26 protein-coding genes are annotated in these 25,097 nt (G+C 67.5%); 19 read left to right on the forward strand and 7 right to left on the reverse strand.

Annotated elements, in window-relative coordinates:
* The first annotated feature begins 75 nt into the window (after positions 1-75).
* Entirely contained in the window at positions 76-843 is a 768-nt protein-coding gene (gene xth, locus AC5P8D_RS11000; RefSeq protein WP_049413190.1) for an exodeoxyribonuclease III, read from the forward strand.
* A gap of 81 nt (positions 844-924) precedes the next feature.
* Here the strand turns inward: xth and AC5P8D_RS11005 are convergent, their stop codons facing one another.
* A complete protein-coding gene (locus AC5P8D_RS11005) occupies positions 925-1,176 on the reverse strand; it encodes a GlsB/YeaQ/YmgE family stress response membrane protein (protein ID WP_005411656.1) in 252 nt (83 codons plus the stop codon).
* Positions 1,177-1,260: 84 nt separating this feature from the next.
* On the opposite strand from AC5P8D_RS11005, the gene AC5P8D_RS11010 reads away from it, so the two are divergent.
* The 9 genes from AC5P8D_RS11010 to AC5P8D_RS11050 all read left to right on the forward strand — a co-directional run bounded on the left by AC5P8D_RS11010 (position 1,261) and on the right by AC5P8D_RS11050 (position 9,340).
* Positions 1,261-1,860, forward strand: coding sequence for a 4'-phosphopantetheinyl transferase family protein (locus tag AC5P8D_RS11010; protein WP_495203423.1), 600 nt, complete (start codon positions 1,261-1,263; stop codon positions 1,858-1,860).
* Positions 1,861-1,899: 39 nt separating this feature from the next.
* Complete coding sequence (gene rsmG / locus AC5P8D_RS11015) at positions 1,900-2,538, forward strand: 16S rRNA (guanine(527)-N(7))-methyltransferase RsmG (protein WP_010482382.1); 639 nt, start codon at positions 1,900-1,902, stop codon at positions 2,536-2,538.
* Positions 2,539-2,650: 112 nt separating this feature from the next.
* Positions 2,651-3,448 carry a ParA family protein gene (locus AC5P8D_RS11020; protein ID WP_010482381.1) on the forward strand — a complete coding sequence of 266 codons (798 nt, stop codon included), beginning with the start codon at positions 2,651-2,653 and terminating at the stop codon, positions 3,446-3,448.
* Positions 3,448-4,371 (forward strand): ParB/RepB/Spo0J family partition protein, encoded by a 924-nt coding sequence (locus tag AC5P8D_RS11025; protein ID WP_049413186.1) that lies wholly within the window; start codon positions 3,448-3,450, stop codon positions 4,369-4,371. The genes AC5P8D_RS11020 and AC5P8D_RS11025 overlap by 1 nt, the downstream gene beginning before the upstream one ends.
* Positions 4,372-4,497: 126 nt before the next feature.
* The gene (locus tag AC5P8D_RS11030; protein ID WP_329765968.1) at positions 4,498-5,229 is read left to right on the forward strand and encodes a suppressor of fused domain protein; all 732 of its coding nucleotides are present in this window, start codon (positions 4,498-4,500) and stop codon (positions 5,227-5,229) included.
* 51 nt (positions 5,230-5,280) lie between these two features.
* Complete coding sequence (locus AC5P8D_RS11035; protein WP_414614707.1) at positions 5,281-6,246, forward strand: NAD-dependent epimerase/dehydratase family protein; 966 nt, start codon at positions 5,281-5,283, stop codon at positions 6,244-6,246.
* Positions 6,247-6,335: 89 nt separating this feature from the next.
* Positions 6,336-7,058, forward strand: a complete 723-nt coding sequence (locus AC5P8D_RS11040; RefSeq protein WP_414614708.1) for a glycosyltransferase family 2 protein — start codon at positions 6,336-6,338, stop codon at positions 7,056-7,058.
* On the forward strand, positions 7,058-7,405 hold the full coding sequence (locus AC5P8D_RS11045) for a lipid-A-disaccharide synthase N-terminal domain-containing protein (protein ID WP_008267433.1): 348 nt from the start codon (positions 7,058-7,060) through the stop codon (positions 7,403-7,405). Before AC5P8D_RS11040 ends, AC5P8D_RS11045 begins: the two co-directional genes overlap by 1 nt.
* A 162-nt stretch (positions 7,406-7,567) precedes the next feature.
* Positions 7,568-9,340 carry a DUF885 domain-containing protein gene (locus tag AC5P8D_RS11050; protein ID WP_125437857.1) on the forward strand — a complete coding sequence of 591 codons (1,773 nt, stop codon included), beginning with the start codon at positions 7,568-7,570 and terminating at the stop codon, positions 9,338-9,340.
* A 59-nt stretch (positions 9,341-9,399) separates the two neighbouring features.
* On the opposite strand, the gene AC5P8D_RS11055 is transcribed toward AC5P8D_RS11050, so the two are convergent.
* The 5 genes from AC5P8D_RS11055 to AC5P8D_RS11075 all read right to left on the reverse strand — a co-directional run bounded on the left by AC5P8D_RS11055 (position 9,400) and on the right by AC5P8D_RS11075 (position 16,082).
* Positions 9,400-12,609, reverse strand: a complete 3,210-nt coding sequence (locus tag AC5P8D_RS11055) for an efflux RND transporter permease subunit (protein ID WP_414614709.1) — start codon at positions 12,607-12,609, stop codon at positions 9,400-9,402.
* A gap of 10 nt (positions 12,610-12,619) precedes the next feature.
* Positions 12,620-13,825 carry an efflux RND transporter periplasmic adaptor subunit gene (locus AC5P8D_RS11060; protein WP_049454203.1) on the reverse strand — a complete coding sequence of 402 codons (1,206 nt, stop codon included), beginning with the start codon at positions 13,823-13,825 and terminating at the stop codon, positions 12,620-12,622.
* Positions 13,822-15,075 carry a TolC family protein gene (locus tag AC5P8D_RS11065; RefSeq protein ID WP_010482369.1) on the reverse strand — a complete coding sequence of 418 codons (1,254 nt, stop codon included), beginning with the start codon at positions 15,073-15,075 and terminating at the stop codon, positions 13,822-13,824. The genes AC5P8D_RS11060 and AC5P8D_RS11065 overlap by 4 nt, the downstream gene beginning before the upstream one ends.
* Positions 15,076-15,131: 56 nt before the next feature.
* Complete coding sequence (locus AC5P8D_RS11070) at positions 15,132-15,464, reverse strand: hypothetical protein (RefSeq protein WP_010482368.1); 333 nt, start codon at positions 15,462-15,464, stop codon at positions 15,132-15,134.
* 228 nt (positions 15,465-15,692) lie between these two features.
* Complete coding sequence (locus AC5P8D_RS11075; RefSeq protein ID WP_010482367.1) at positions 15,693-16,082, reverse strand: RidA family protein; 390 nt, start codon at positions 16,080-16,082, stop codon at positions 15,693-15,695.
* Between the two features lie 108 nt (positions 16,083-16,190).
* On the opposite strand from AC5P8D_RS11075, the gene AC5P8D_RS11080 reads away from it, so the two are divergent.
* The 9 genes from AC5P8D_RS11080 (at position 16,191) to AC5P8D_RS11120 (ending at position 24,773) form a co-directional block, all read left to right on the forward strand.
* Positions 16,191-17,084, forward strand: coding sequence for a LysR family transcriptional regulator (locus tag AC5P8D_RS11080; RefSeq protein WP_414614710.1), 894 nt, complete (start codon positions 16,191-16,193; stop codon positions 17,082-17,084).
* 55 nt (positions 17,085-17,139) lie between these two features.
* Positions 17,140-17,649: a DNA polymerase III subunit epsilon gene (gene dnaQ / locus AC5P8D_RS11085; protein ID WP_053443739.1), complete on the forward strand. Its 510-nt coding sequence runs from the start codon at positions 17,140-17,142 to the stop codon at positions 17,647-17,649.
* A 249-nt stretch (positions 17,650-17,898) separates the two neighbouring features.
* Positions 17,899-18,135: a 50S ribosomal protein L28 gene (rpmB, locus tag AC5P8D_RS11090; protein WP_005411638.1), complete on the forward strand. Its 237-nt coding sequence runs from the start codon at positions 17,899-17,901 to the stop codon at positions 18,133-18,135.
* 10 nt (positions 18,136-18,145) lie between these two features.
* Complete coding sequence (gene rpmG, locus AC5P8D_RS11095) at positions 18,146-18,313, forward strand: 50S ribosomal protein L33 (protein ID WP_169411268.1); 168 nt, start codon at positions 18,146-18,148, stop codon at positions 18,311-18,313.
* A 274-nt stretch (positions 18,314-18,587) separates the two neighbouring features.
* The gene (cls, locus tag AC5P8D_RS11100; protein ID WP_414614713.1) at positions 18,588-20,006 is read left to right on the forward strand and encodes a cardiolipin synthase; all 1,419 of its coding nucleotides are present in this window, start codon (positions 18,588-18,590) and stop codon (positions 20,004-20,006) included.
* Positions 20,007-20,051: 45 nt separating this feature from the next.
* Positions 20,052-21,476, forward strand: a complete 1,425-nt coding sequence (locus AC5P8D_RS11105) for an FAD/NAD(P)-binding protein (protein ID WP_495203313.1) — start codon at positions 20,052-20,054, stop codon at positions 21,474-21,476.
* 10 nt (positions 21,477-21,486) lie between these two features.
* Complete coding sequence (gene uvrD, locus AC5P8D_RS11110; RefSeq protein ID WP_495203314.1) at positions 21,487-23,679, forward strand: DNA helicase II; 2,193 nt, start codon at positions 21,487-21,489, stop codon at positions 23,677-23,679.
* 106 nt (positions 23,680-23,785) lie between these two features.
* The gene (locus AC5P8D_RS11115) at positions 23,786-24,112 is read left to right on the forward strand and encodes a low molecular weight protein tyrosine phosphatase family protein (protein ID WP_010482357.1); all 327 of its coding nucleotides are present in this window, start codon (positions 23,786-23,788) and stop codon (positions 24,110-24,112) included.
* Between the two features lie 106 nt (positions 24,113-24,218).
* Positions 24,219-24,773 (forward strand): hypothetical protein, encoded by a 555-nt coding sequence (locus AC5P8D_RS11120; protein WP_053443736.1) that lies wholly within the window; start codon positions 24,219-24,221, stop codon positions 24,771-24,773.
* 50 nt (positions 24,774-24,823) lie between these two features.
* On the opposite strand, the gene AC5P8D_RS11125 is transcribed toward AC5P8D_RS11120, so the two are convergent.
* Positions 24,824-24,970 (reverse strand): hypothetical protein, encoded by a 147-nt coding sequence (locus tag AC5P8D_RS11125; RefSeq protein ID WP_329759462.1) that lies wholly within the window; start codon positions 24,968-24,970, stop codon positions 24,824-24,826.
* Positions 24,971-25,097: the final 127 nt, after the last annotated feature.

A 25,097-nucleotide genomic window follows, 5' to 3' on the forward strand; every position in this document is an offset into this window, starting at 1 on the left:
TGGTCCAGGCAGACGCAGCCGAGCGTGGGCTCGGCTCTACAAGGCAACCCAGGCCTACCCGGGTAGAATGCGCCCATGAAGATCGCCTCGTGGAACGTCAATTCGCTCAATGTCCGCCTGCCGCACCTGGAGCAGTGGCTCAAGGATTTCGGCCCGGACATCGTCGGTATCCAGGAAACCAAGCTGGAGGACCACAAGTTCCCCGATTCGGCGCTGATCGCCGCGGGTTACCGCAGCGTGTTCGCCGGCCAGAAGACCTACAACGGCGTGGCGCTGCTGTCGCGTGAGCCGGCGCAGGACGTGCAGATCGGCATTCCCGGTTTCGAGGACGAGCAGAAGCGCGTCATCGCCGGTACCTTCGGCGACCTGCGCGTGATCAACCTGTACGTGGTCAACGGCCAGGACATCGGTACCGACAAGTACGACTACAAGCTGCGCTGGCTGGAAGCGGTCCATGCCTGGATCGCCGAAGAGCTGCAGCGCCACCCGAAGCTGATCGTGATGGGCGACTTCAACATCGCCCCGGACGCGCGCGACGTGCACGACCCGGAGGTGTGGAACGACAACCACATCCTGACCTCCACCGCCGAGCGCGGCGCATTGAACAAGCTGCTGCAGCTGGGCCTGCACGACGGCTTCCGCCTGCACAACGACGAGGCGGGTACCTTCAGCTGGTGGGATTACCGCGCCGCTGGTTTCCGTCGCAACCTGGGCCTGCGCATCGACCTGACCCTGGTCTCCGATGCGCTGAAGAGCGGTGCGGTGGCTTCGGGCATCGACCGCGAGCCGCGCACCTGGGAACGTCCGAGCGACCATGCGCCGGCGTGGGTACAGTTGGGTTGAGTTGAGGTAGCGCCGGGCAATGCCCGGCGAGCGCAGCGGCGGCAGGGTGACGCCGGGCATGGCCCGGCGCTACCCCTCAGATCACCGTATGCTCTTGCGGGTGAACAGGTTGACGATCGCCAGCAGGATCACCGCGCCGATCAGCGAGAACAGGAAGGTGCGGATGGTGATCGCTTCGTTGATGCCGCCGCCGAACAGCCAGCCGGAAATCAGCGCGCCGACGATGCCGACCACGATGTTGAGGATGATGCCCTGCTGGGCATCGCGCTTCATGATGATGCTGGCCAGCCAGCCTACGATGCCGCCGACGATCAGCCAGATGATGATGCCCATGATCGAACCTCCGGTGGGGAACTGTGACCAGTTGACGCGCACGGCCGTGAACCCGTCGTGGAATTCCGTGATGGGCGCGTGCGGATGAGCCTGCCAGCCACCCTCGACGGCCCGTGGCGCTTCGGTCCGGTGACGGTCTGGCGGCGTCCGCACGTGCCGGGCCAGCGCGGTGAACCGCAGGCGCGGCAGGTGCTGGCACAGGCATTGGGTGCCGACCCGGAGACGCTGCCGCTGGTCCGCGATGACAAGGGCCGGCCGGAACTGAGCGGCGCGCTGGCCCACTACGGCACCGGCTGGAGCCACAGTGGCGAGGTGCTGCTGGTGGCGCTGGGCGAAGGCGTGCGGCTGGGTGTGGATCTGGAACTGCTGCGGCCGCGGGCCCGCCTGCTGGAGATCGTGCAGCGCTTCTTCCACCCCGAGGAGGTGGCCTGGCTGGAAAGTCTGGACCAGGCCGGCCGCGAGCACTGGTTCTTCCGCGTGTGGTGCGCCAAGGAAGCCATCCTGAAGGCGCACGGCCAGGGCATCTCGTTCGGCCTGCACCGCCTGCAGCTGGCGCCGGGGGCCGATGGTGCCCTGCACCTGCGCTGGTGCGACCCGGAACTGGGCGAGGCCGCGCGCTGGCACCTGCACGAATGGCAGGCCAGCGGCCAGTTCTGTGCGGCGTTGGCCTGGTATCCGCACTGAAGCGGGGAATCAGCGCGCAAAACCGGCGATAATGCCGGCATGAGCGAACACCCACTTCCCGCCAGCGTGGCTGCCACGCTGGAACAGGGCCTGGCCAGCATGGGCCTGGACGCCGCGCTGGCGCCGCCGCTGCTGCGCTACCTGGCCCTGCTGCACCGCTGGAACGGCACCTACAACCTCACCGCCATCCGCGACCCGCAGGAGATGGTCACGCGCCACCTGCTCGACTCGCTGGCAATGCAGCCGTTCGTGGCCGATGGCAGCCTGGCTGATCTCGGCACCGGCCCCGGGCTGCCCGGCATCCCGCTGGCGATCGCCTGCCCGGGCCTGCAGGTCACCCTGGTCGAGAGCAACGGCAAGAAGGCGCGCTTCATGCGCGAGGCCGTGCGCCAGCTGGGTCTGGACAATGCCCGCGTGGCCGAATCGCGCGCCGAGGCGCTGGACGAGGCCGGCCGCTACGACCAGCTGACCGCGCGCGCGATGGACACCCTGGCCGGCATCGTCCGCGTTGGTGGCCACCTGCTGCGCCCCGGCGGCGTACTGCTGGCCATGAAGGGCGTCTACCCGCATGAGGAGATCGCGGACCTGCCGGCTGGCTGGAAGGTGCGTGAGGTGACCCCGCTGAGCGTGCCCGGCCTGGCCGGCGAACGCCACCTGGTCACTGTTACAGGTCCCTGATTCCCGCCGCCAGCCCTTTGTGGAACAACGGGTTGGCGATTCACGATTTCCGCAAGGGGCCGGTTGTACGCATAATGACCGGTCCCAGTACACGTCGACGAGGCACACCCGCATGGCCCGCATCATCGCCATCGCCAACCAGAAGGGTGGCGTCGGCAAGACCACGACCGCCGTCAACCTGGCCGCTTCCCTGGCCAACGCACCCAAGCGCGTGCTGTTGGTCGACCTGGATTCGCAGGGCAACGCGACCATGGGCAGTGGCGTGGACAAGCGTGAGCTGGCCGCTTCCACCTACGATCTGCTGCTGGGCGAGTCCAGCGCCGCCGACGTGCGCGTGCAGACCGCCGAAGGCTACGACCTGCTGCCCGGCAACATCGACCTGACCGCCGCCGAGATCCAGCTGATGGCGCAGAGCGAGCGCGAGCAGCGGCTGAAGCGCGCGCTGGCACCAATCCGCGACGAGTACGACTACATCCTGATCGACTGCCCGCCGGCGCTGTCGCTGCTGACGCTCAACGCGCTGGCCGCCGCCGATTCGGTGATCGTGCCGATGCAGTGTGAGTACTACGCGCTGGAAGGCCTGAGCGCGCTGGTGGAAACCATCGATGCGCTGCGTGCCAACCTTAACCCGGCGCTGGAGATCGAAGGCGTGCTGCGCACCATGTTCGACGTGCGCAACAATCTGGCCAACGCGGTCTCGGCCGAGCTCACCGAGCACTTCGGCGACCGCGTGTTCCGCACCATCGTGCCGCGCAACGTGCGCCTGGCCGAGGCGCCCAGCCATGGCCAGAGCATCGTCGGCTACGACCGCGCCTCGCGCGGTGGCGTGGCCTACCTGGGCCTGGCCGGCGAGATCATCCGCCGCAACAACGAACGCAACAAGGCCACCAAGGCCGTGGAGACCGTCTGATGACCAGCAGCAAGCCGGCAGCCAAGAAGCGAGGCCTCGGCCGTGGCCTGGATGCGCTGCTGGGCCCGAAAGGCGCGGTCAGTCAGGTGCAGGCCACCACCGCGGTGATCGAGCCGCTGCCGGGTGAAGTGCTGCGCAAGCTGGCCGTGGGCCAGTTGCAGCCGGGCAAGTACCAGCCGCGCCGCGAGATGGACGAGGGCAAGCTGTCCGAGCTGGCCGACTCGATCAAGTCGCAGGGCGTGATCCAGCCGATCCTGGTGCGCCAGCTGCCCGCCGGCAACTACGAAATCGTCGCCGGTGAGCGCCGCTGGCGCGCATCGCAGCTGGCCGGCCTGGACGAAGTGCCGGTGGTGGTGCGCGAGCTGGAAGACCGCACCGTCATTGCGATGGCGCTGATCGAGAACATCCAGCGCGAAGACCTCAACCCGCTGGAAGAAGCCGAGGCGCTGCAGCGCCTGATCAGCGAATTCACCCTGACCCATGCCGAGGCCGCCGAGGCCGTCGGCCGCTCGCGCGCGGCGGTGTCCAATCTGTTGCGCCTGCTGGAGCTGCCGGTGGCGATCCGCCTGCTGCTGGAAACCCGCCGCCTGGAAATGGGCCACGCCCGCGCGCTGCTGACCCTGGCCCCCGAGCTGGCCGGCAAGCTGGCGCAGGAAGCGGCCGATGAAGGCTGGTCGGTGCGCGAGGTCGAGCGCCGTGCGCAGGCCTTCGCCGCCGGCAAGGTGCCGAGCAATCGCCCGGTCGCCACGCCGAAGGTGCAGCAGGCCGACATCGCCTCGCTGGAAACCGAACTGTCCGAAACGCTGGGCGCCAAGGTGGCGATCAGCCACGGCCGGGGTGGCAAGGGCAAGCTGATCATCCACTACACCGACCTGGATACCCTGGACGGCGTGCTGGAAAAGCTGCGTACGCGCCAGGGCTGAGCCCGGCGCAGCGCCAGGGGATGCGGCCTGTTCCTGCCGCGTCCTGCAGGTGACAGGGAACGCACCGCCGCGCGCGCCGGGGGATGCATCGCTCTCCGGTCCGTGGCCTCATCCAGGGAGCAGGACATGAGCAACACATTCGACGACGTCAGCCCGGGCGGCAGCCCGATCATGGTGCACAGCCGCCAGAAGGACTTCACCCCGCCACAGGGCGAAGAACACATCGAGGCGATCGGCGCGCACATCGAGCGCCATCTGGGTCCGGTGTCCGGTGTCTTCCACGAGATCATCTCCGACCTGGTGCACATCGACGTGCACGTGGTACCGGCCACTGACCAGTGTCCGTACCTGCGACTGGTCACCTCCGGCATGAGCGACCTGCCGATGACCGTGCCCGCCGAGGTGGACGCGGACGTGCCCCGCTACATGGAACTGATGGTGACCCTGCCGGCTGACTGGCCGATCTCGCATGATGCCTTCGAGGACGAACGCAATTACTGGCCGGTGCGCCTGCTGAAGGGCATGGCACGGCTGCCGCACGAGTACGACACCTGGCTGGGCTTCGGCCACACCATTCCCAACGGCCATCCCAGCGAGCCCTACGCGCCGGGCGTGGGCTTCGACGGCGCCATCGTGCTGCCGCCGGTGACGACCCCGGAGGACTTCGCCACGCTGGAACTGGACGACGGCAAGACCATCAGCTTCATGGCCCTGGTTCCGCTGTATCCGGAAGAGATGGATCTGAAGCTGAAGAAGGGCGCCGAGGCGCTGCTCGACCGCTTCGATGCGAAGAAGATCCAGGACGTGATCGAACCCGGCCGCGCCAATGTGGCCAAGAAGCGTTTCGGGCTGTTCTGAGCCCGCAGCGTATCCTCTGCACCTGTACTCATTGATTTCCAGGCAACTGCCATGACCATCCTGCTCACCGGCGCTGCCGGCTTCATCGGTGCCTACACCGCCCGCGCGCTGCTGGAGGCGGGCCAGCCGGTGGTCGGCCTGGACAACTTCAACGACTACTACGACCCGCAGATCAAGCGCGACCGTGTGGCAGCGCTGTGCCCGGCGCTGGACCTGCGCACCCTGGACCTGACCGACCAGCAGGGCTTGGCGGCACTGTTCGACGAAGTGAAGCCGGCCGCGGTGATCCATCTGGCCGCGCAGGCCGGCGTGCGCTATTCGCTGGAAAACCCGCATGCCTACGTCGACAGCAACCTGGTCGGCTTCGTCAACATGCTCGAGCTGTGTCGCCACCGTGGCGTGCAACACCTGGTCTATGCCTCCAGCAGTTCGGTCTACGGCGATTCGGCCACGCCGCCGTTCTCCGAGGACCAGCGCGTGGACCAGCCGCGCTCGCTGTACGCGGCGACCAAGGCGGCCAACGAGCTGATGGCCTACACCTACGCGCAGCTTTACGGCCTGCATGCCACCGGCCTGCGCTTCTTCACCGTGTATGGCCCGTGGGGCCGGCCGGACATGGCGCCGCTGCTGTTCTCGCGCGCGGTGCTGGCGGGGCGGCCGATCGACGTGTTCAACGAAGGCCGCATGCAGCGCGATTTCACACATGTCTCCGACATCGTGTCGGGTATTCTCGGCGCGCTCGCGCATCCGGCCGATGGTCCGGTACCGCACCGGGTGTTCAACCTCGGCAACCATACGCCGGTCGAGCTGGAGCGCTTCATCAGCGTGATCGAGCAGGCGGCCGGCCGCCCCGCGCAGAAGGTCTACAAGCCCATGCAGCCCGGCGACATGGTACGCACGATGGCCGACACCCGGCGCGCCCATGACGCATTCGGCTTCGATGCGGTGACCCCGATCGAAGAAGGGTTGCCCCCCGTCGTGCAGTGGTGCCGCGAGTATTTTGGCGATCGCGCCTGAGGAGGGATCCTCACACAGCCGGATTCATCTTCGGATAACCTCGGCTTCGGAGAATGCGCGGTCTTTGTCCCCCTTTGGCCGAGTGCCTTATGAGCCAACCCGAGCTTTCCGTTGTCGTCCCGGTATTCAACGAGCGCGACAATGTCGCCCCGCTGGTTGCCGAAATCACCGCTGCACTGCGCGGGCGGCTGCCGTTCGAGATCGTCTACATCGACGATCACTCGCGCGATGACACCCTGTCTGTGCTGCAGGGCCTGAAGGCGACCACGCCGGAACTGCGGGTGCTGCACCACGTGAACCAGAGCGGGCAGAGCACCGCCGTGCGCACCGGCGTCAAGCACGCACGGGCGCCCTGGATCGCTACCCTCGATGGTGACGGCCAGAACGATCCGGCCGATATTCCCAGGCTGCTGGCCGCGCGCGATGCCGCCGAGGCACAGGTGAAGCTGTTCGCCGGCTGGCGCGTCAACCGCCAGGACAGCGGCAGCAAGCGCTGGGCCAGCCGCTGGGCCAACGCCATCCGCGCGCGCATGCTGCGCGACGACACGCCCGACACCGGCTGCGGCATCAAGCTGTTCGAACGCAGCGCGTTCCTCGACCTGCCGTACTTCGACCACATGCACCGCTACCTGCCGGCGCTGATGCAGCGTGCCGGCTGGAAGACCACCAGCGTGCCGGTCAACCACCGCCACCGTACCGCCGGCGTGTCCAAGTACAACAATCTGGGCCGCGCGCTGGTCGGCATTCGTGATCTGCGCGGCGTGGCCTGGCTGATCACCCGCAGCAAGCGCACTGCGGTGGAAGAGCGGTGATGGGGCTGGAACTTCACTGGCTCGACCAGCCGCTGACCTGGCTGTACTGGACTGGCCTGCATGTGACCGGCTGGAAGCTGATCGGCTATACCGGCGCGCTGATGTTCGGTGGCCGCTGGCTGGTCCAGTTCATCGCGTCCAAGCGTGCGGGCAAGCCGGTGATCCCGCGGCTGTTCTGGTACATGAGCGTGGTCGGCAGCCTGATGACGCTGAGCTACTTCCTGTTCTCGGCCAAGCAGGACTCGGTGGGCGTGCTGCAGAACCTGTTCCCGGCGTTCACCGCGCTGTACAGCCTGCAGCTGGACATCAAGCACCGGGGCTGGAAGCGGGACAGGGCCAGCCACTAGGTCTCCGGTAGATGCCGACCTTGGTCGGCGCTGGGTTTGGGGGGCCAACCCAGGTTGGCCGCTACCGGGCCCCGTTCTGCGGCGCAGGCAGGACCTTCGTCCCATGCCACGGACGGTGAGCGGTGCCATGATCGAGGTCTGCCTTCCCGGGAACCTGTGCTCGTGAAAACCCGTCTTGCCGTTGCCCTGCTGATCGCCCTGTCCGCCCCTGCCGTGGCCCTGGCCGCGCCGCCCGCCACCGCCGCGCCGGCCAGCGTGGCCGCCGAATCGCCCGCCGACGCTGCCTTCCGCGCGCTGTACGAGAAGGAATGGAAATGGCGGCAGGATGGCGGCGGCGAGGCCAGCGAGGACGAAGACGCTCCGGCCAACGCCACCCGCATGCCCGACGTCGGCCCGGCCGCGCAGCAGGCGCGCCTGAAGGTGTGGGACGAGACCCTCGCCGCGCTGAAGAAGATCGATCCGAAGACCCTGTCGCCCGACAACCAGGTCAACTACGCGATCTACCACGACCAGGTGTTCAACCTGGCCGAAGAGACGCGCCTGCGTGGCTACGAGATGCCGTTCAACGCCGACTCCTCGTTCTGGTCCAACCTGTCCTTCATGGCCCGGCGCGAGATGAAGACCGTGCAGGACTACCAGAACTACATCGCACGGCTGAACGATGTGCCGCGCTACTTCGGCCAGCAGACCGACAACATGCGCGCCGGCCTGAAGCGCGGCTTCAGCGTGCCGCGTGCGGTGCTCGATGGCCGCGAGGTCTCCATCGCCACCGTCGCCGAATTGAAGGACCCGACCGAATCGCCGCTGTACGCGCCGTTCAAGAAGCTGCCCAACACCGTTCCGGCGGCCGAACAGGCCAGGCTGCAGGCGCAGGCGCGTGAAGCGATCAGTGGCAAGGTGGTGCCCGCGTTCCAGCAGCTGCGCACCTTCTTCGTCAACGAGTACGTGCCGCAGGCGCGCACCACCCTGGCCGCCGAAGCGATGCCCGACGGCAAGGCGTACTACAAGCAGCAGATCCACGAATACACCACGCTGGACCTGTCGCCGGACGAGATCCACCGCATCGGCCTGGATGAAGTCGCACGCATCCAGAAGGAAATGAACGACATCATCAAGCAGGTGAAGTTCAAGGGCAGCTTCGCCGAATTCCTGACCTTCCTGCGTACCGACCCGCAGTTCTACGCCAAGACGCCGGAAGAGCTGCTGTCGCGTGCCGCGTGGATCTCCAAGCGCGCCGATGGCCAGCTTGGCAAGTACATGACGCTGCCGCGCGCCCGCTTCACCATCGTGCCGGTGCCGCCGGACATTGCGCCGTTCTGGACCGCCGGCCGCGGTGGCATGGGCACCTACTGGCTCAACACCTACAACCTGCCGTCGCGCCCGCTGTACAACCTGCCGGCACTGACCCTGCATGAGTCCGATCCGGGCCACGCGTTGCAGGGCGCCATCGCCGCCGAGCAGAAGAACCTGCCCGAGTTCCGCCGCAACGCCTACATCTCCGCCTATGGCGAAGGCTGGGCGCTGTACTGCGAGAAGCTGGGCGTGGAAATGGGCATCTATGAAACCCCGTACGAGGATTTCGGCCGTCTGACCTACGAGATGTGGCGTGCTGCGCGCCTGGTGATCGACACCGGCGTGCACAGCAAGGGCTGGACCCGCGAGCAGGCGTTGGCCTACCTGCGTGACCACACCGCGCTGAGCGAGCATGAAGTGACCACCGAAGTGGACCGCTACATTTCCTGGCCGGGCCAGGCGCTGAGCTACAAGCTGGGCGAGATCGCCATCGTGCGCCTGCGTGCGCAGGCCGAGAAGGAGCTGGGCGACAAGTTCGACATCAAGGGCTTCCACGACACCCTGCTCAAGCAGGGCTCGGTGCCGCTGCCGGTGCTGGAACAGCAGATCCAGGCCTACATCGCCGAACGCAAGAAGGCCTGACCGTCGTGTGATCGGGTCGGAGCCCCGCCCGAAGGGCGGGGCTCCGACCCCCTCTCACCTCACCCCACCGCCCGCGGCTTGGCCACGCGCGCGGCAAACGTCGGCAGCACCAGCAGGGTCAGCACGGTGGCGGTGATCAGGCCACCGATCACCACCGTCGCCAGCGGCTTCTGCACCTCCGCGCCGGAACCACTGGCAATCGCCATCGGAATGAAGCCGACGATCGCCACCAGCGCCGTGGTCAACACCGCGCGGATGCGGCTGGAGGCACCGTTGATCGCCGCCTGCAGCGGCAGGTCGCCGGCATCCAGGCGTTCGCGGATCGCCTGCATCAACACCAGGCCGTTCAAGGTCGCCACGCCGGAGACGGCGATGAAGCCAACCGCCGCCGATACCGAGAACGGCATGCCACGCAGCAGCAGCGCGAGGATGCCGCCGACCAGCGCCAACGGCACGCAGCTGAACACCAGAATGGCTTCCTTGCCGCTGCGCAGCGCCATGAACAGCAGACTGCCGATCAGCAGGAACACCACCGGTACCACCGTCGCCAGCCGCTTCTCCGCGCGCTGCAGGTTCTCGAACTGACCGCCCCAGGTCAGGTAGGCACCCGGCGGCAGTGCCACGTCGGCCACTGCGGCCTGTGCCTCGCCGACGAAGCCGCCCAGGTCGCGGCCACGCACATTGGCCTGCACCACCACGCGGCGGCTGCCATTGTTGCGGCTGATCTGGTTCGGCCCTTCGCTCACCGTGATGCGCGCCACCGACGACAGCGGAATCACCAGCCCTGACGGCGTGGCGATCGGCAGCGAGGCCAGCTGGTCCGGATCGTTGCGCGAGGCATCGTCCAGCCGCACCACTACGTTGAAGCGGCGATCACCTTCGAAGATCTTGCCGGCCGCAGTGCCGCCAATGCCGGTGGACAGTGCATCACTCACGTCCGCAGCGGTCAGGCCGTACTGAGCCGCCGCCACGTGGTCGATCGCCACGTTGAGCGTAGGCAGGCCGGAGATCTGTTCCACCCGCACGTCGGCCGCGCCGTTCACCGCACGCAGCTTCAGCGCCACCTGGTCGGCCACCTTCTGCAGCTGGCTGAAGTCATCGCCGAAGATCATCACCGCCAGGTCGGTACGCACGCCGGAGATCAGCTCGTTGAAGCGCAGTTCGATCGGCTGGCTGAACTCGAAGCTGTTGCCCAGCTGCTGCCCGGCCAGTTTCTCGAAGCGTGCCACCAGTGCTTCCTTGTCCAGCTTCGGATCGGGCCAGTCCTCGCGCGGCTTCAGCACGATCACGCTGTCGGAGATATTGGTCGGCATCGGATCGATCGCCGCCTCGGCGGTACCGGTACGCGAGAACACCGTCTCCACTTCCGGCTGCTTGGCAATCACCTTCTCCAACGCCAGTTGCATGGCCAGTGACTGCTCCAGCGACGTCGATGGCACGCGCAGGGCCTGCATCGCCACGTTGCCTTCGTCCAGCGTCGGCATGAACTCACGGCCCAGCAGCGAGAACGAGCCGATGCCCACCACCACCATCATCACCGCACCGGCCACCACCGTGCGCGGATGCGCCACGGCCTTGCGGATCACCGGCTCGATGCGCGCACGCAGTACACGGATCAGCCTGGTTTCGTGCTCGCCATCATCGCTGTGTGCCTCGCCGTCCTTCAGCTTCGGCTCGCGCACCAGCAGTGCGGCCATCGCCGGCACGAAGGTGAAAGAGAAGAGGAAGGCACCGACCAGGGCCAGCATGAAGGTCGCCGCCATCGGGTGGAACGTCTTGCCCTCCACGCCTTCCAGGGTGAGGATCGGCGCGAACACCAGCAGGATGATCAGCTGGCCGAACGCCGCCGGGCGCGCCATCTTCAGCGCCGAATCGGCGGCCACGCGCAGGCGTTCCATCGCGGTCAGCGCACGGCCCAGTTCGGCGCGGCGCTGGCCCAGCATCAGCAGGGTCGACTCGACCACGATCACCGCACCGTCCACCAGGATGCCGAAGTCCAGCGCACCCAGGCTCATCAGGTTGCCGCTGATGCCGAAGCGGTTCATGCCGATCACTGCGAACAGGAACGACAGCGGGATCACCAGCGCGGTGATCGTCGCCGCACGCAGGTTGCCCAGCAGCAGGAACAGCACCACCACCACCAGCAGTGCGCCCTCGGTGAGGTTCCTGGCCACGGTCTTGATGGTGGAATTGACCAGCACGCTGCGGTCCAGCACCGGTGCCGCCACGATGTCGGCCGGCAGCGATTTGTTCACCTGTTCCAGGCGCGCCGCAGCTGCCTGCGCCACGGTGCGGCTGTTGCCACCGGCGATCATCAGCGCGGTACCCAGCACGGCTTCATGGCCATTGCGGCTGGCCGCACCCAGGCGCGGCGCGCGGCTCAGGTCGACGTCGGCCACATCGGCCACGCGCACCACCACGCCATTGCGGGTGGCCACCGGCGCCTGCGCCAGGTCGTCGGTGGTCAGCGCCAGGCCATCGGCACGCACCACCAGTCCTTCGCCGGCGCGCTGCACGAAACCGGCACCGGCCTGCACGTTGGAACGCTGCAGGGCAGTGACCAGGTCGGCCAGGCCGAGGCCATGCGCGGCGAGCCGGGCGCTGTCCGGATGCACGCCATATTCCTTGACGTAGCCGCCAACCGTATCGACGCCGGCCAGCCCCGGACTGGAACGCATCTGCGGCGCGATGATCCAGTCCTGCACGGTGCGCAGGTAGGTCGCGCGTTCCTCCGGCGTGCGCAGCAGGTTGCCTTCCGGTGTGCGGTAGACCTCACCGGCCTGCCAGCCGGCTTCACCGGGCTTGGCCAGCTTGGCTGGGTCGAACGTGGTGAAGTCCACCGTCCACATCAGCACTTCACCGAGGCCGGTGGTGACCGGCGACAGCATCGGTGATGCACCATCGGGCAGGTCTTCCGACGCTTCGCGCATGCGCTCGGCTACCTGCTGGCGGGCGAAGTAGATGTCCGTGGCATCGGTGAAGATCGCGGTGACCTGCGAGAAGCCATTGCGCGACAGCGAACGCGTGGTGGTCAGGCCGGGAATGCCGGCCAGCGCGGTTTCCAGCGGGTAGGTCACCTGCCGCTCGATCTGCTCCGGGGTCAGCGCCGGCGCCACCGTGTTGATCTGCACCTGGCGGTTGGTGATGTCCGGCACCGCGTCGATCGGCAGCTTGCCCAGCTGGAACAGGCCCACCGCAGCGATCAGCGCGGCCATGAACACCACCAGCCAGCGGTGGCGCACCGCTGTTTCAATGATCAGCTTGAACATGGTCGCCTCCTCAGTGGCCGTGCTCGGCTTCGCCCTTGGCCAGTTCGGCCTTGAGCAGGAAGGCGTTGGCACCGACGATGCGTTCGTTGCCGGTCAGGCCCCCGAGGATCTCGATACGGTCGCCGGCGCGACGCCCGGCCAGTACCGGCTGCGCCTTGAAGCCGCCTTCGACGGCGACGAACACCACACTGCTGCCATCGACGTTCTGCACCGCATCGGCGGGCACGCTGAGCGAGCCGTCCTGACCTTCGGTGACCACCACGGCCGACACCGGCGAACCGGCCGGCGGCAGCGACGCATCCACCGGCGTGGCGCGGATCACCGCGACGCCGCCCTGCTGGCGGACATCGGCGGCCGAGCCGGTGACGGTGGCGGTGAAGCTGCCCCCCGGCACACTCACTTCCAGCTTCATGCCCGGCGTGACCTGCGCGGCCAGCGCCGGCGGTGCGGTGAACACCAGCTCGTTCATCGACGGGTCGGCGACATCGGCGACTGCGCTGCCGGCAGCGACCACACCACCCGGGGTGACCTGCACGTTGCCGACGATGCCGGCCACCGGGCTGGTGATGCGCACGCGGCCACTGGCATCGGGCGCACCGTTGGCGGCGGCCTGCGCTTGCGCGGCGGCGGCCTGGGCCTGTGCCGCGAGCGAGCGTGCGCGCGAGGCTTCCATTTCCTGGCGGGCGACCACGCCCTGGTCGACCAGCGCCTTGTCGCGGCCATAGGCCAGGCGCGCAGCCTCGGCTTCGGCCGAGGCGGCCAGCGCATTGGCACGGAACACCGCCGCTTCGCCACTGACCACGATGGCCAGGGCCTGGTTCTGCTTCACTGCGGTGCCCGGTGCGACCAGCACGCGTTCGACGCGGCCGGTCACGGTCGACGCCACCGAGGCACGTGCGCCCACCGACGGCTCGACGCGGCCGGACAGGCGCGTCGAGCCACCGCCACCGCGGCCGATGGCGACCACCTCGATACCGGACGCCTTGATCTGCTCCGGGGTCAGCGGCACCACGCCTTCATCGGCGTCAGCCGGCGCCTTGGCGGCTTCCGCCTTGGCTTCCTTGCTGTCGGTCGCGTGGCCATGGCCATCGTCGGTGCCCGCCTTGGCCGCGGCGGGGTCTTCATTTGCAGGTGTCTGCGCATTGCCTGCGCAGCCGGCCAGCAGCACGGTCAGCAGCACGCCGCCGATCAGCGGGAAGGTACGGGAGAGAGTCATGGGGCCTCCACAAAAGGTGCGCGCCCTTCAAGGCGGGCAAGATCGATTTCCGCGCCGACGCGCGACAGGCGCGCATCCACGGCGGCGCCGCGGGCGGCGATGAGGGCGCTGCGCGTGCTGCGCAGTTCCAGCTGCGAGATGCGTCCGGCGTCGAAGCCGATGCGTGCAAGGCGGTAGGCCTCTTCGGCGGCGACCACGCTTTCATCGGCGGCACGGGTGCGGCTGCCGGCCGCCTTCAGCCCGGCCACGGCGGACAGGCGTGCGGCCTCGCTGTCGCGGCGCTGCTGGTCCAGGCGTGCCTCGGCCGCGCGCTGGTCGGCATTGGCGGCGCGGATGCCACCGCGGTTACGGTCGAACAGCGGGATGCTGAGGCTGAGCCCGAGGTTGTAGGCACGCTCGCCGCCTTCGCGGAAGCGGGTCTGTGCGGCGGTGACGCTGAGGTCGGGCAGGGCGCGCTTGCGCTCCACGTCGACCAGCTTGCCCGCCGCATCGGCTTCGGCTTCGGCAATGCGCACTGCCAGTGCGGTATCGGTGGCACCGCGCGGCAGCGGCGGTGCGCGGTCGAGCAGGCTGTTGTCGATCGACTGCACCGGCGCATCCAGCAGCGCGGTGCCGGCCAGGCGGGCCAGCGCGGCATCGCGGAACGCCTGTGCTTCATCCAGCGACGCCATGGCATTGGCTACTTCGCTCTGCGCTTGCACCGCGCGCAGCTGTGGTTCGCGGCCCTGCTTGACCATGGCGTTGACGGCGTTGGCGTCATCGCGGGTCAGTGACAGTGCTTCCTCGGCCAGGGTGTAGCGGCGCAGTGCACTTTCCGCCTGTGCATAGACCACCGCCAGCTGGCTGGCCACGTCGCTGCGACTCTGCGCGCCACGCAGGTTGGCCGCCTGGGCCTCGGCACGGGCGGCACGAACGCGCGCGCCACGCTGGCCCCAGACCTCCAGCGGCTGGGACAGGGTGAGTACGGTGTCGGCCTTGCCCATGCCGCGGTAGGTGCCGGAGCCCCAGGCGTTTTCGGCCGACCAGGAAAGGGAGGGATTGGGTAGCGCACGGGCCTGGTCGGCGCGCGCATCGGCGGCCTCGGCCAGTGCCGTGCCCACACGAGTGCCGGGCAGCTGGTCCAGGCGTTCAAGCAGGGTGTCGTAGGAGGGGGCGGCTTGCGCCATCACCGATGCCGCCGGGGCCAGGCCCAGCAACACGGCGACGACCAGCCCGGCCGCACGCGGCGACCGAGGTGTCAGGATCGACATAGGGGGATTCCGGTTGTGAGTGAAACGGGAGCCCGCAATCGCGGGACGCGCTCAACTCACGCCCGGGGTGGACGCGTCAATTCATCCTGGGCGACCGTATAGGCCGCCGCATCGCCCGCACTCATCCAGCGCGCCGGCAGTGGCGCCCCGAAGGCGGCGATCGTGTGCGCCGGCAGGCTCAGGTTGGAGTGGTGGCAGTGGTTGTGGCCACAGGCACCGACATGCTTGCCGTCGGTATCGCCATCGGCATCCGGTGCGGATTCCACATGCACCGTGCTGGCATGCGGTTCCACCGTGCACGCCAGGGCATCGGCCACCGGCACGACCACGAATGCCGCCATCAGCAGCATCAGCAGGGTCGAACGGAGGTGGCGGGTGATCCAGCGCATGAAGGGGAGGCTAGCAAGCGGTTTTCGCCGGATACAATATCAATGGCCGCTTCGGGAATACGTCGGAATCTCCCGTTCAGCTGGACGGCCCGGGGGCAACCTGCCCTGGTGTGTGCCGACCTTGGTCGACACGCTTTTCGGCCCGTGGGGTCGGACACCGGGCTGCGCGTCTGTAGAGCCGAGCCTACGCTCGGCTGCTTTCGCACGACCAGCCGAGCATGGGCTCGGTCACGGCAGCTTCGCGATCACCTTGATCTCGAACTGGAACCCATACAGCCAGGTCACGCCGATACCGGTCAGGGTCGGGTGCGGCGCCTCGCCCCAGTACTCGGGCACGATCGCCCAGGCCTTCTCGAAGTTGGTTTCCGGATCGACCAGGAACACGGTCACGTCGATCACGTCATCGAACGTGCAGCCCGCAGCAGCCAACACCGCATTGAGATTCTCGAAGGCGCGGCGCACCTGGGTTTCGAAGTCCGGCTCGGGCGAACCGTCCTCGCGGCTGCCGACCTGGCCGGAAACGAACAGGAAGCCATCGGACCGGATCGCCGGCGAGTAGCGGTTGCGCTCGTACAGGGCCTGGCGCCCGGCGGGGAAAACGACATCACGCTGTGACATGGGGAAGATCCCGTGGGAGAGAACGCCATCCTCCTCGCGAGCGCTGTCTGGATAAACCGCGATGATCGGCTTAGATTGATTGCCAATCCCAAATAATCACGGCCGGCCATGGACCGTTTCGAGGCGATGCGGGCCTTTGCCCGGGTAGTGGAAACCGGCAGCTTCACCCGCGCCGCGCACACCCTGCGGATCAGCCGCACCACGGTTACCCAGCTGGTGCAGCAGCTGGAGGCGCACCTGCGGCTGCGTCTGCTCAACCGCACCACCCGCCGGGTCAGCGTCACCGCCGACGGTGCGGCCTACTACCCGCGCATCGCCCGCCTGCTGGCCGAACTGGACGAGGTCGAAGGCGGGCTGGGCGACGCGGCTACCCAGCCGCGCGGGCGCCTGCGCGTGGATGTGCCTGGGCCCTACGCACGGCTGCGGCTGGTACCGGCGCTGCCGGAGTTCCAGGCGCGCTACCCGGAGATCAAGCTGGATATCGGCGTCAGTGACCGCGAAGTCGATGTCATTGCCGACAACGTCGACTGCGTGATCCGTGGTGGCACGCCGGCCGACCCGGCGCTGGTGGCGCGGCCGTTGGCTGCACTGCCGATCGGCTTCCACGCCAGTCCAGGCTATGTGCAGCGCTTCGGCCTGCCGACCGACCCGCGCGCGCTGGAAGGGCCTGATCATCACATGGTCGGCTTCCTCAGCCCGCGTAGTGGCCGGGCGAGAGTGTTCAGCGCGCAGCGCGGCGAGGAGCGCGTAGAAGTGCAGGGCCGCTATACGGTTGGCTTCGATGACGGCAATGCCTATCTGGCCGCTGCGTTGGCGGGGCTTGGCGTGGTCGCGTTGCCCAGCTACATGGCCGCGCCGCACGTGGCGCGTGGCGAGCTGCTGCCGCTGCTGCAGGACTGGCAGCTGCCACCGATGCCGATGCACGTGATGTTCCCGCCGAACCGGCACATGAGCCAGCGGCTGCGGGTGTTCATCGATTGGGTGGTGGAAGCGTTGGGGTGACACACACCGGGCGTGCGAAAATCACCACAGCACGCAACAGGAAACAGCCTCACGCATGAGTCGCATCGTCGCACTGGATACCGAAACCACCGGCATCTCCCACCGCCTGGGGCACCGGGTGATCGAAATCGGTGCCGTCGAACTGATCGATGGCCAGCTCACCGGCCGCCAGTTCCACACCTACCTGCAGCCGCAGCGCAGGGTCGATTGGGGCGCACAGCGCGTGCATGGCATCAGCGATGCGATGCTGGTGGGCAAGCCACTGTTTTCCAGCAAGGCCGCCGAACTGCTGGACTTCCTGCGCGGCAGCGAGATGGTCGCGCACAACGCCACCTTCGACGTGGGCTTCCTGGACAACGAGCTGCGCCTGGCTGGCATCCCCGGCATGCTGGCCCAGCATTGCCGCATCACCTGCAGCCTGAAGCTGGCGCGGGGGCGCTGGCCCGGTCAGGGCAACAAGCTGGACGACGTGCTGCAGCGCCTGCGCATTCCAGGGACGCGTGGCCTGCATGGCGCACTGAAGGACGCCCATCTGCTGGCCCAGGTGATTCCGCACCTGCGTTAAGCCGGCCCGGCTCTACAGGGGGCCGTCGTGTTCAGCCCCGGCCTGTGGGTAACTTGCGCAAGTGCTTGAACCCGTGCATAATGCGCGGCTCGCTGTGTCCGGTTTTCTACCGGGCGGCGCCTCCGGGAGCACGTCCCCGGCCGCCCAACGCCAGCGTAACCCTTTGATTCTCTTGACGTGTGGTGGGCAACCATCGAGGCCGCCGTCTCCCGGGCTACGGGCTGACAACTACTACTATCGAGGTGCGCAATGTCCCGCGTATGCCAGGTTTCCGGCAAGCGAGTGCAGACGGGTAACAACGTCTCGCACGCCAACAACAAGACCCGTCGTCGTTTCCTGCCGAATCTGCACGAGCGCCGTTTCTGGGTGGCCAGCGAGAACCGCTGGGTCAAGCTTCGTGTTTCCGCGCATGCACTGCGCACCATCGACAAGAACGGCATTGATTCCGTTCTGGCTGAGCTGCGTGCGCGCGGCGAAAAGGTCTGAGGAGTAAAGCATCATGGCAGGCAAGCGCGATAAGGTCCGTATGATTTCCTCGGCCGGTACCGGCCACTTCTACACGACCGACAAGAACAAGAAGAACACCCCGGGGAAGATGGAATTCCTGAAGTACGATCCGGTCGTGCGCAAGCACGTCCTGTACAAGGAAGGCAAGATCAAGTAATCCGCAAGGATTGCTGATCCCCGCGAAGAAGCCCGCCCTTGTGGCGGGTTTTTTCATGCCCGGTATCCACGCCCGGTGTTCCCATGGTGGGTGCCGACCGTTGGTCGGCACGCTGTTCCCATACCCGGCGGCCGCCAACCTTGGCCGGCGCACTGTCCCCGCGCCTGGTAGGTGTCGACCTTGGTCAACACGCTGGTTCAAAGCAGTCGAGCGCGGCTCGACTCTACACACCCTGCTGGGCAGAATGGCCCATCACCTCCCGACGGGCGACGCGATGCTGTTCGAGTGGTTGCTGGGTTCGTATCTGCTGCTGATCGACTGGCTGATCCGGCTGGTCGCGCTGTGCTGGATTCCCACCCGCACCACGCCGGGTGCGGCGCGCAGCTGGCTGCTGCTGGTCGGCTTCGTGCCGCTGCTGGGCCTGCCGCTGTACCTGCTGTTCGGCCACCCGTGGCTTTCGCGTGAGCGCATCCGCCGCCAGGCCGAGGCCTCGCAGGTCATCCGCGAGGAACAGGCGCTGCAGCATCGCCTGCACTGGACCCCGCAGCCGGACACCGCCAGCGCCGAGATCGTGCCGCTGGTGCAGCGCCAGGGCGACTTCATGCCGGTGCACGGCAACGCCGTCGATCTGCTGACCGACTACGACGAATCGCTGCACACGCTGATCGCCGACATCGACCAGGCCGAAGACCGGGTGCACCTGCTGTACTACCTGATGTTCGACGACGCGGTGGGCGAGGCTATCGTCGAGGCACTGCAGCGTGCGGCTGCACGGGGCGTGCAGTGCCGTGTGCTGCTCGACGCGGTGGGTGCCAAGCGTGGCCTGCGCGCCTATCGCAAACGCCTGGAAGCTCGCGATATCGAAGTGCGTGCGATGCTGCCCGGTGGCCTGCGCTGGCGCCGCAGCGGCCGCATGGACCTGCGCAACCACCGCAAGATCGCGGTGATCGACAACGAAGTGGCCTATGTCGGTTCGCAGAATCTGGCCGGCCCGCAGTTCGTGCCTGGCCACCCGAACCGCGAGCTGGTGGCGCGCGTGCGCGGCCCGGCGGTGGCGCATCTGGAAGCGGTGTTCGCCAGCGACTGGTACATGGAGACCGGCCAGCGCCTGGATGTGATCACCGATGTTCCCGAATGCGGCGACGACATCGCCACCCAGCTGCTGCCCAGCGGCCCGGCCTACCCGTACAGCAACGCGCGCGATGCGGTTGCGGCGCTGATTCATCTGGCGCGGCGCCGGCTGGTGATGGTGACCCCATATTTCGTGCCCGACGAGGCCACGTTGAGCGCGCTGCGTATCGCCGCATTGTCCGGCGTGCAGGTGCAGCTGATCCTGTCGGCCAGCAACAACCAGCGGCTGACCTCGTGGGCGCAGGAGGCCTACTACGACGAGCTGCTGCGTTGTGGCGTGCGCATCGCGCTGTACGAACCGCAGTTCCTGCACGCCAAGCACATGAGCGTGGACGAGGACATCGCCGTACTCGGCTCGATCAACATGGATATCCGTTCGTTCGCGCTGAATGCCGAGATCGGCCTGATCTGCTACGACCACGCGCTGGTGAAGCAGTTGTGCGGGATCGAGGACGGCTACCTGCGTGAATCGCGGCAGCTGGATCTGCAGCAATGGCGCAAGCGTCCTGCCTGGCGGCGCAGCCGCGAGGGCATCGCACGCTTGGCCGATGCGTTGATGTAAGGCAATGCCGGCCGCCCATTCCGGCAATCCGGCCTGTCATCGCCGATGGCCTACAATCGGCACATGACTGATTCACCGCGTAATGGCGAACTGGACCTGGCGATCATCGGTGGTGGTGCAGCCGGGGTGCTGGTGGCGATCCAGGTACTGCGCCAGGCCCACGCGCCGCTGGCGCTGGCCATCTTCGAACCCGCCTCGCAGCTGGCCCAGGGTATCGCCTATGCCACGCCATGGCCGGAGCACCTGCTGAACGTACCGGCGGCAAAGATGAGTGCGTTTGCCGACCAGCCCGGCGATTTCCTCGACTATCTGGTGGCTGCCAACGCCTACCCGGGCGAGGCGCGCGAGGTGCTGGGCGAGCGTTACGTGTGTCGCCATTACTTTGCTGCCTACCTGCAGCAGCGCCTGCAGGAGGCCGTGGCCGCCAGCCCCGCACAGCTGCAGGTGATCGCGCAGCCGGTACTGGGCCTGCAGCCGGATGACCATGGCTACCAGCTGACACTCGGCGATGGCAGCACGCTGCATGCTGCGCAGGCGGTGCTGGCCACCGGCAACAGCATGCGCCCGTTGCCCGTGGCCGGTGCCGACGCGCTGCCTGCCGATGATGTGATCGAGGCCTGGGACTACGACGGTGTGCGTACCCTGGCCGGCGAACAGGCCGTGGCCATTGTCGGCTCCGGCCTGAGCATGGCCGACACCGTGCTGGCGCTGGTTGCTGCCGGTCACACCGGCCCGCTGCATGTGATCTCGCGTCACGGCCTGCTGCCGCTGCCGCACGCACACGGCGGCCTGCCCACGTTCGACCCGGCCACGCTGCTGCCGATGAACCTGCGCCAGCGCCTGCGTGCGCTGCGTGGCTTCGCCCGCCAAGCGCAGGCCGATGGCCTGCCGTGGCAGGGCGTGATGGACCGCATCCGTCCGCACGGGCAGGCGCTGTGGTGCAGCCTCGACGAGGCCGACCAGCGCCGCTTCCTGCGCCATGTGGTGCGCTACTGGGACGTACATCGCCACCGCATCGCCGAAGAGGTGGATGCGCAGCTGCAGTCTCTGCAGGACAGTGGCCAACTGCGCATCCATCGGTCGCGCCTGCAGCGCGTCTGCCGCGAAGGCGATGCCCTGCGGTTGTCTGGCCGCGATGCCACCGGCAATGAACAGCAGTGGACGATGATTGGCGGGGTGATCAACGCCACCGGCGTGGAGACCCGCGCCAACGCGTTGCGCAATCCGTTGCTGCAGCAGCTGCAGGCCGATGGACTGGCCCGTCCGGGTCCGCATGGGCTGGGCCTGGACAGCACCGTGCCGGGCGACCGCCTGCGTGCTGCCGGTGGCCAGCCGCAGGCACGGCTGGGTGTGCTCGGCAGCCTGCGCATCGGCAACCTGTGGGAAAGCCTGGCGGTGCCTGAACTGCGCCAGCAGGCCCAGGCACTGGCCACCCAGGTGGTCGCAGGAGCCGCGACGGCGATGCCGTAAAATGGGGGGCATGGATGTCTCCCACCTGCTTGATGGCCTGAACCCGGCCCAGCGCGAAGCCGTCTCCGCTCCTCCCGGCCACCACCTGGTGCTGGCCGGTGCCGGTTCCGGCAAGACCCGCGTACTCACCCACCGCATCGCCTGGCTGCATGAAGTCAATGGCGTGCCGACCCACGGCATTTTCGCGGTGACCTTCACCAACAAGGCGGCCGGCGAAATGCGCCACCGCATCGATGCCCAGCTGCCCAACGGCAGTCGTGGCATGTGGATCGGCACCTTCCACGGCCTGGCCAACCGCCTGCTGCGCCTGCACTGGCAGGACGCCAAGCTGCCCGAAGGCTTCCAGGTGATGGACTCGGACGACCAGCTGCGGCTGGTCAAGCGCGTGGTGCAGGCGCTGGAACTGGACGACGGCAAGTACCCGGCCAAGCAGATCGCGTGGTGGATCAACGCACAGAAGGACGAAGGCCGCCGCCCGCAGCACATCCAGCCCGAGCCGCACGATGCGTGGCTGGAAACCATGCGCCAGGCCTACATCGAATACCAGGCGCGCTGCGACCGCGCCGGCCTGGTCGACTTCGCCGAGCTGCTGCTGCGTGCGCACGAACTGCTGCGCGACAACCCCGCGCTGCTGTCGCATTACCGCGCCCGCTTCCGCGAGATCCTGGTGGACGAGTTCCAGGACACCAACGCCATCCAGTACGCCTTCGTGCGCGTGCTGGCCGGCGATTCCGGCCACGTGTTCGTGGTCGGCGACGATGACCAGGCCATCTATGGCTGGCGCGGTGCCAAGGTCGAGAACGTGCAGGGCTTCCTGCGCGACTTCCCGGGTGCGCAGACCATCCGCCTGGAGCAGAACTACCGCTCCACCGCCAACATCCTCGGTGCCGCCAACGCGGTGATCGCGCACAATCCCGACCGCATCGGCAAGCAGCTGTGGACCGACAGCGGTGACGGCGAGCCGATCGATCTGTACGCGGCGTACAACGAGATGGACGAGGCGCGCTACATCGTTGAGCGTGCCCGCCAATGGGTGCGCGACGGTGGCAGTTACACCGAAGTGGCCGTGCTCTACCGCAGCAACGCGCAGTCGCGCGCCCTGGAAGAAGCGCTGCTGAGTGAACAGGTGCCGTACCGGGTGTATGGCGGCATGCGCTTCTTCGAGCGTGCCGAAATCAAGGATGCGCTGGCTTACCTGCGCCTGCTGTCCAACCGCAACGATGACGCGGCGTTCGAGCGCGCTGTCAACACGCCCACCCGGGGCATCGGCGACCGCACACTGGACGAAGTGCGCCGCGAAGCGCGTGCGCAGGGCATCTCGCTGTGGGAAGCGACCATGCTGGTCACTCAGGGCAGCGCGCTGGCCGCACGTGCGCGCAATGCGCTGGCCGGCTTCCTGGGGCTGGTCAACGAGCTGCAGGCGCAGACCCTGCACATGACCCTGGCCGAGCGGGTGGACCACGTGCTGGCCCGCTCGCAGCTGCGCGAGCACTGGAGCAAGGAAAGCCGCAATTCGCTGGATTCGGAATCGCGTACCGACAACCTCGACGAACTGGTCTCGGTGGCGTCGCGCTTCGTGCGCCGCGCCGACGACGTCGAGGAAGTGGGCGAGGACATGGACGAGCTGGTCGCGTTCCTGGCCTATGCCGCGCTGGAGGCCGGCGAAGGCCAGGCGCAGGCCGGCGAGGACGGTGTGCAGTTGATGACCCTGCACTCGGCCAAGGGCCTGGAATTCCCGCTGGTGTTCCTGGCGGGCATGGAAGACGGCCTGTTCCCCAGCGCACGTTCGCTGGAAGAAAGCGGGCGGCTGGAGGAAGAGCGCCGCCTGGCCTACGTCGGCATCACCCGCGCGCGCCAGAAGCTGGTGCTGAGCTATGCCGAATCGCGTCGCATCCACGGCCAGGACAACTACAGCCTGCCGTCGCGCTTCCTGCGCGAGATTCCGCGCGAGCTGCTGCACGAGGTGCGCCCGAAGGTGCAGGTCTCGCGGCCGGCCTCGATGGGCGCCAGCCGGGTGATGGGCCATGCCTCGATCGAAGCACCGCCGATCAAGCTCGGCGCGCTGGTCACCCATCCCAAGTTCGGCGAAGGCATGGTGACCGACTACGAAGGCAACGGCGCTCACGCCCGCGTGCAGGTCGAGTTCGCCGACGCCGGCAGCAAGTGGCTGGTGATGGCCTACGCCAACCTGACGGTGATCTGATCACCGTCGGGGGGGCAGGAATTCCTGTAGAGCCGAGCCCATGCTCGGCTGCTTTTGGCGGAGAAAACCAGCCGAGCATCGCTCGGCTCTACCAAGGTGAGTACGCATGACCCGCAACGTGCTCTTCCTCTGCAGCCAGAACCGCCTGCGCAGCCCGACGGCCGAGCAGGTATTCGCCGATTGGCCGGGCATCGAGACCGCCTCGGCCGGGCTGCTGGCCGACGCCGAGGAAGTGCTCAGCCCCGAGCTGCTGCAGTGGGCCGACCTGGTGTTCGTGATGGAACGCGCCCACCGCAACCGGCTGTCCAGCCGCTACAAGGCGTGGATGAACGGCAAGCGGGTGATCTGCCTGGATATTCCCGATGACTACGAGTACATGGCCCCGGTGCTGGTGGAGTTGCTGAAGCGCAAGGTGACGCCGTTCCTGCGCTGACGGGCTGTTGTAGAGCCGAGCCCATGCTCGGCTGCTTCTGGCGCGAAAAGCAGCCGAGCATGGGCCTGGCTCTACAATAGGCGGCACTTCTTCCAGGAACGCCCCCATGACCGAACCCACGCTGCACGTCACCGTGAAGTTGAACGCCCGGCTGCAGCCCGAGCATCGCCACGAGCTGTTCGAAGATCCGCTCGACGCGCTGCTGCAGGCGGCCCAGGTGGGCGAGCTCACCGGCGGCGGCACCGCGATGTCGGATCTGGGTGAGGTCGAATACGGCGACATCGAAGTGGCACTGGTCGGTGCGGATGGCGTGCCGAAGCTGATCGACCTGCTGGAACAGCTGGGCGCGCCGAAGGGTTCGCAGCTGCAGGGGGCTGGCGAGGCTGATCGCAGCTTCGGCGTGACCGAGGGCCTCGGCATCTACCTGGATGGCCTGAACCTGCCAGACGAAGTCTACGAACAGTGCGATTCCAACCACGTGTTCGAACAACTGTCGGAGAACATCGACGGCCTGGGCGAGATCTGCAGCTGGTGGCAGGGCCCGACCGAAACCGCGCTGTACATGTATGGCGAATCGTTCGAGGCGATGCGTGATGCGATTGCCGAATTCGTGGCCAGCTATCCGCTGTGCCAGAACGCACGCGTGGTGCAGATCGCCTGAAGGCGGGCCTGATGTAGAGCCGAGCATGGGCTCGGCTCTACAGAAGCAGGTTACTCGCCCGCTGCCTGAAGGGCGTTGTCGCGCAGCGCCATGTCCTTGCTGATCTGGTAGCCGCCGAACAGCACCGCCAAGGTGATGATCGCGGCGACCATGATGGATTTCTGGGAACTCCAGACGGGCGGCTTGTTGTCCTGCATGTCGGTCGTCCTTGGGCGCGGCAGTGCGCCGCCCGCCGAGCATGCGCCGCCCGACCGGTGCGTGCAAGCCGGCGGTGCGCACACGCCGCTGCGCGGCGCCGGATTGATCCTGCTCAAGGCGCAGCCT

This window comes from Stenotrophomonas sp. YJH_SMC_101-4 (genome assembly GCF_059370395.1).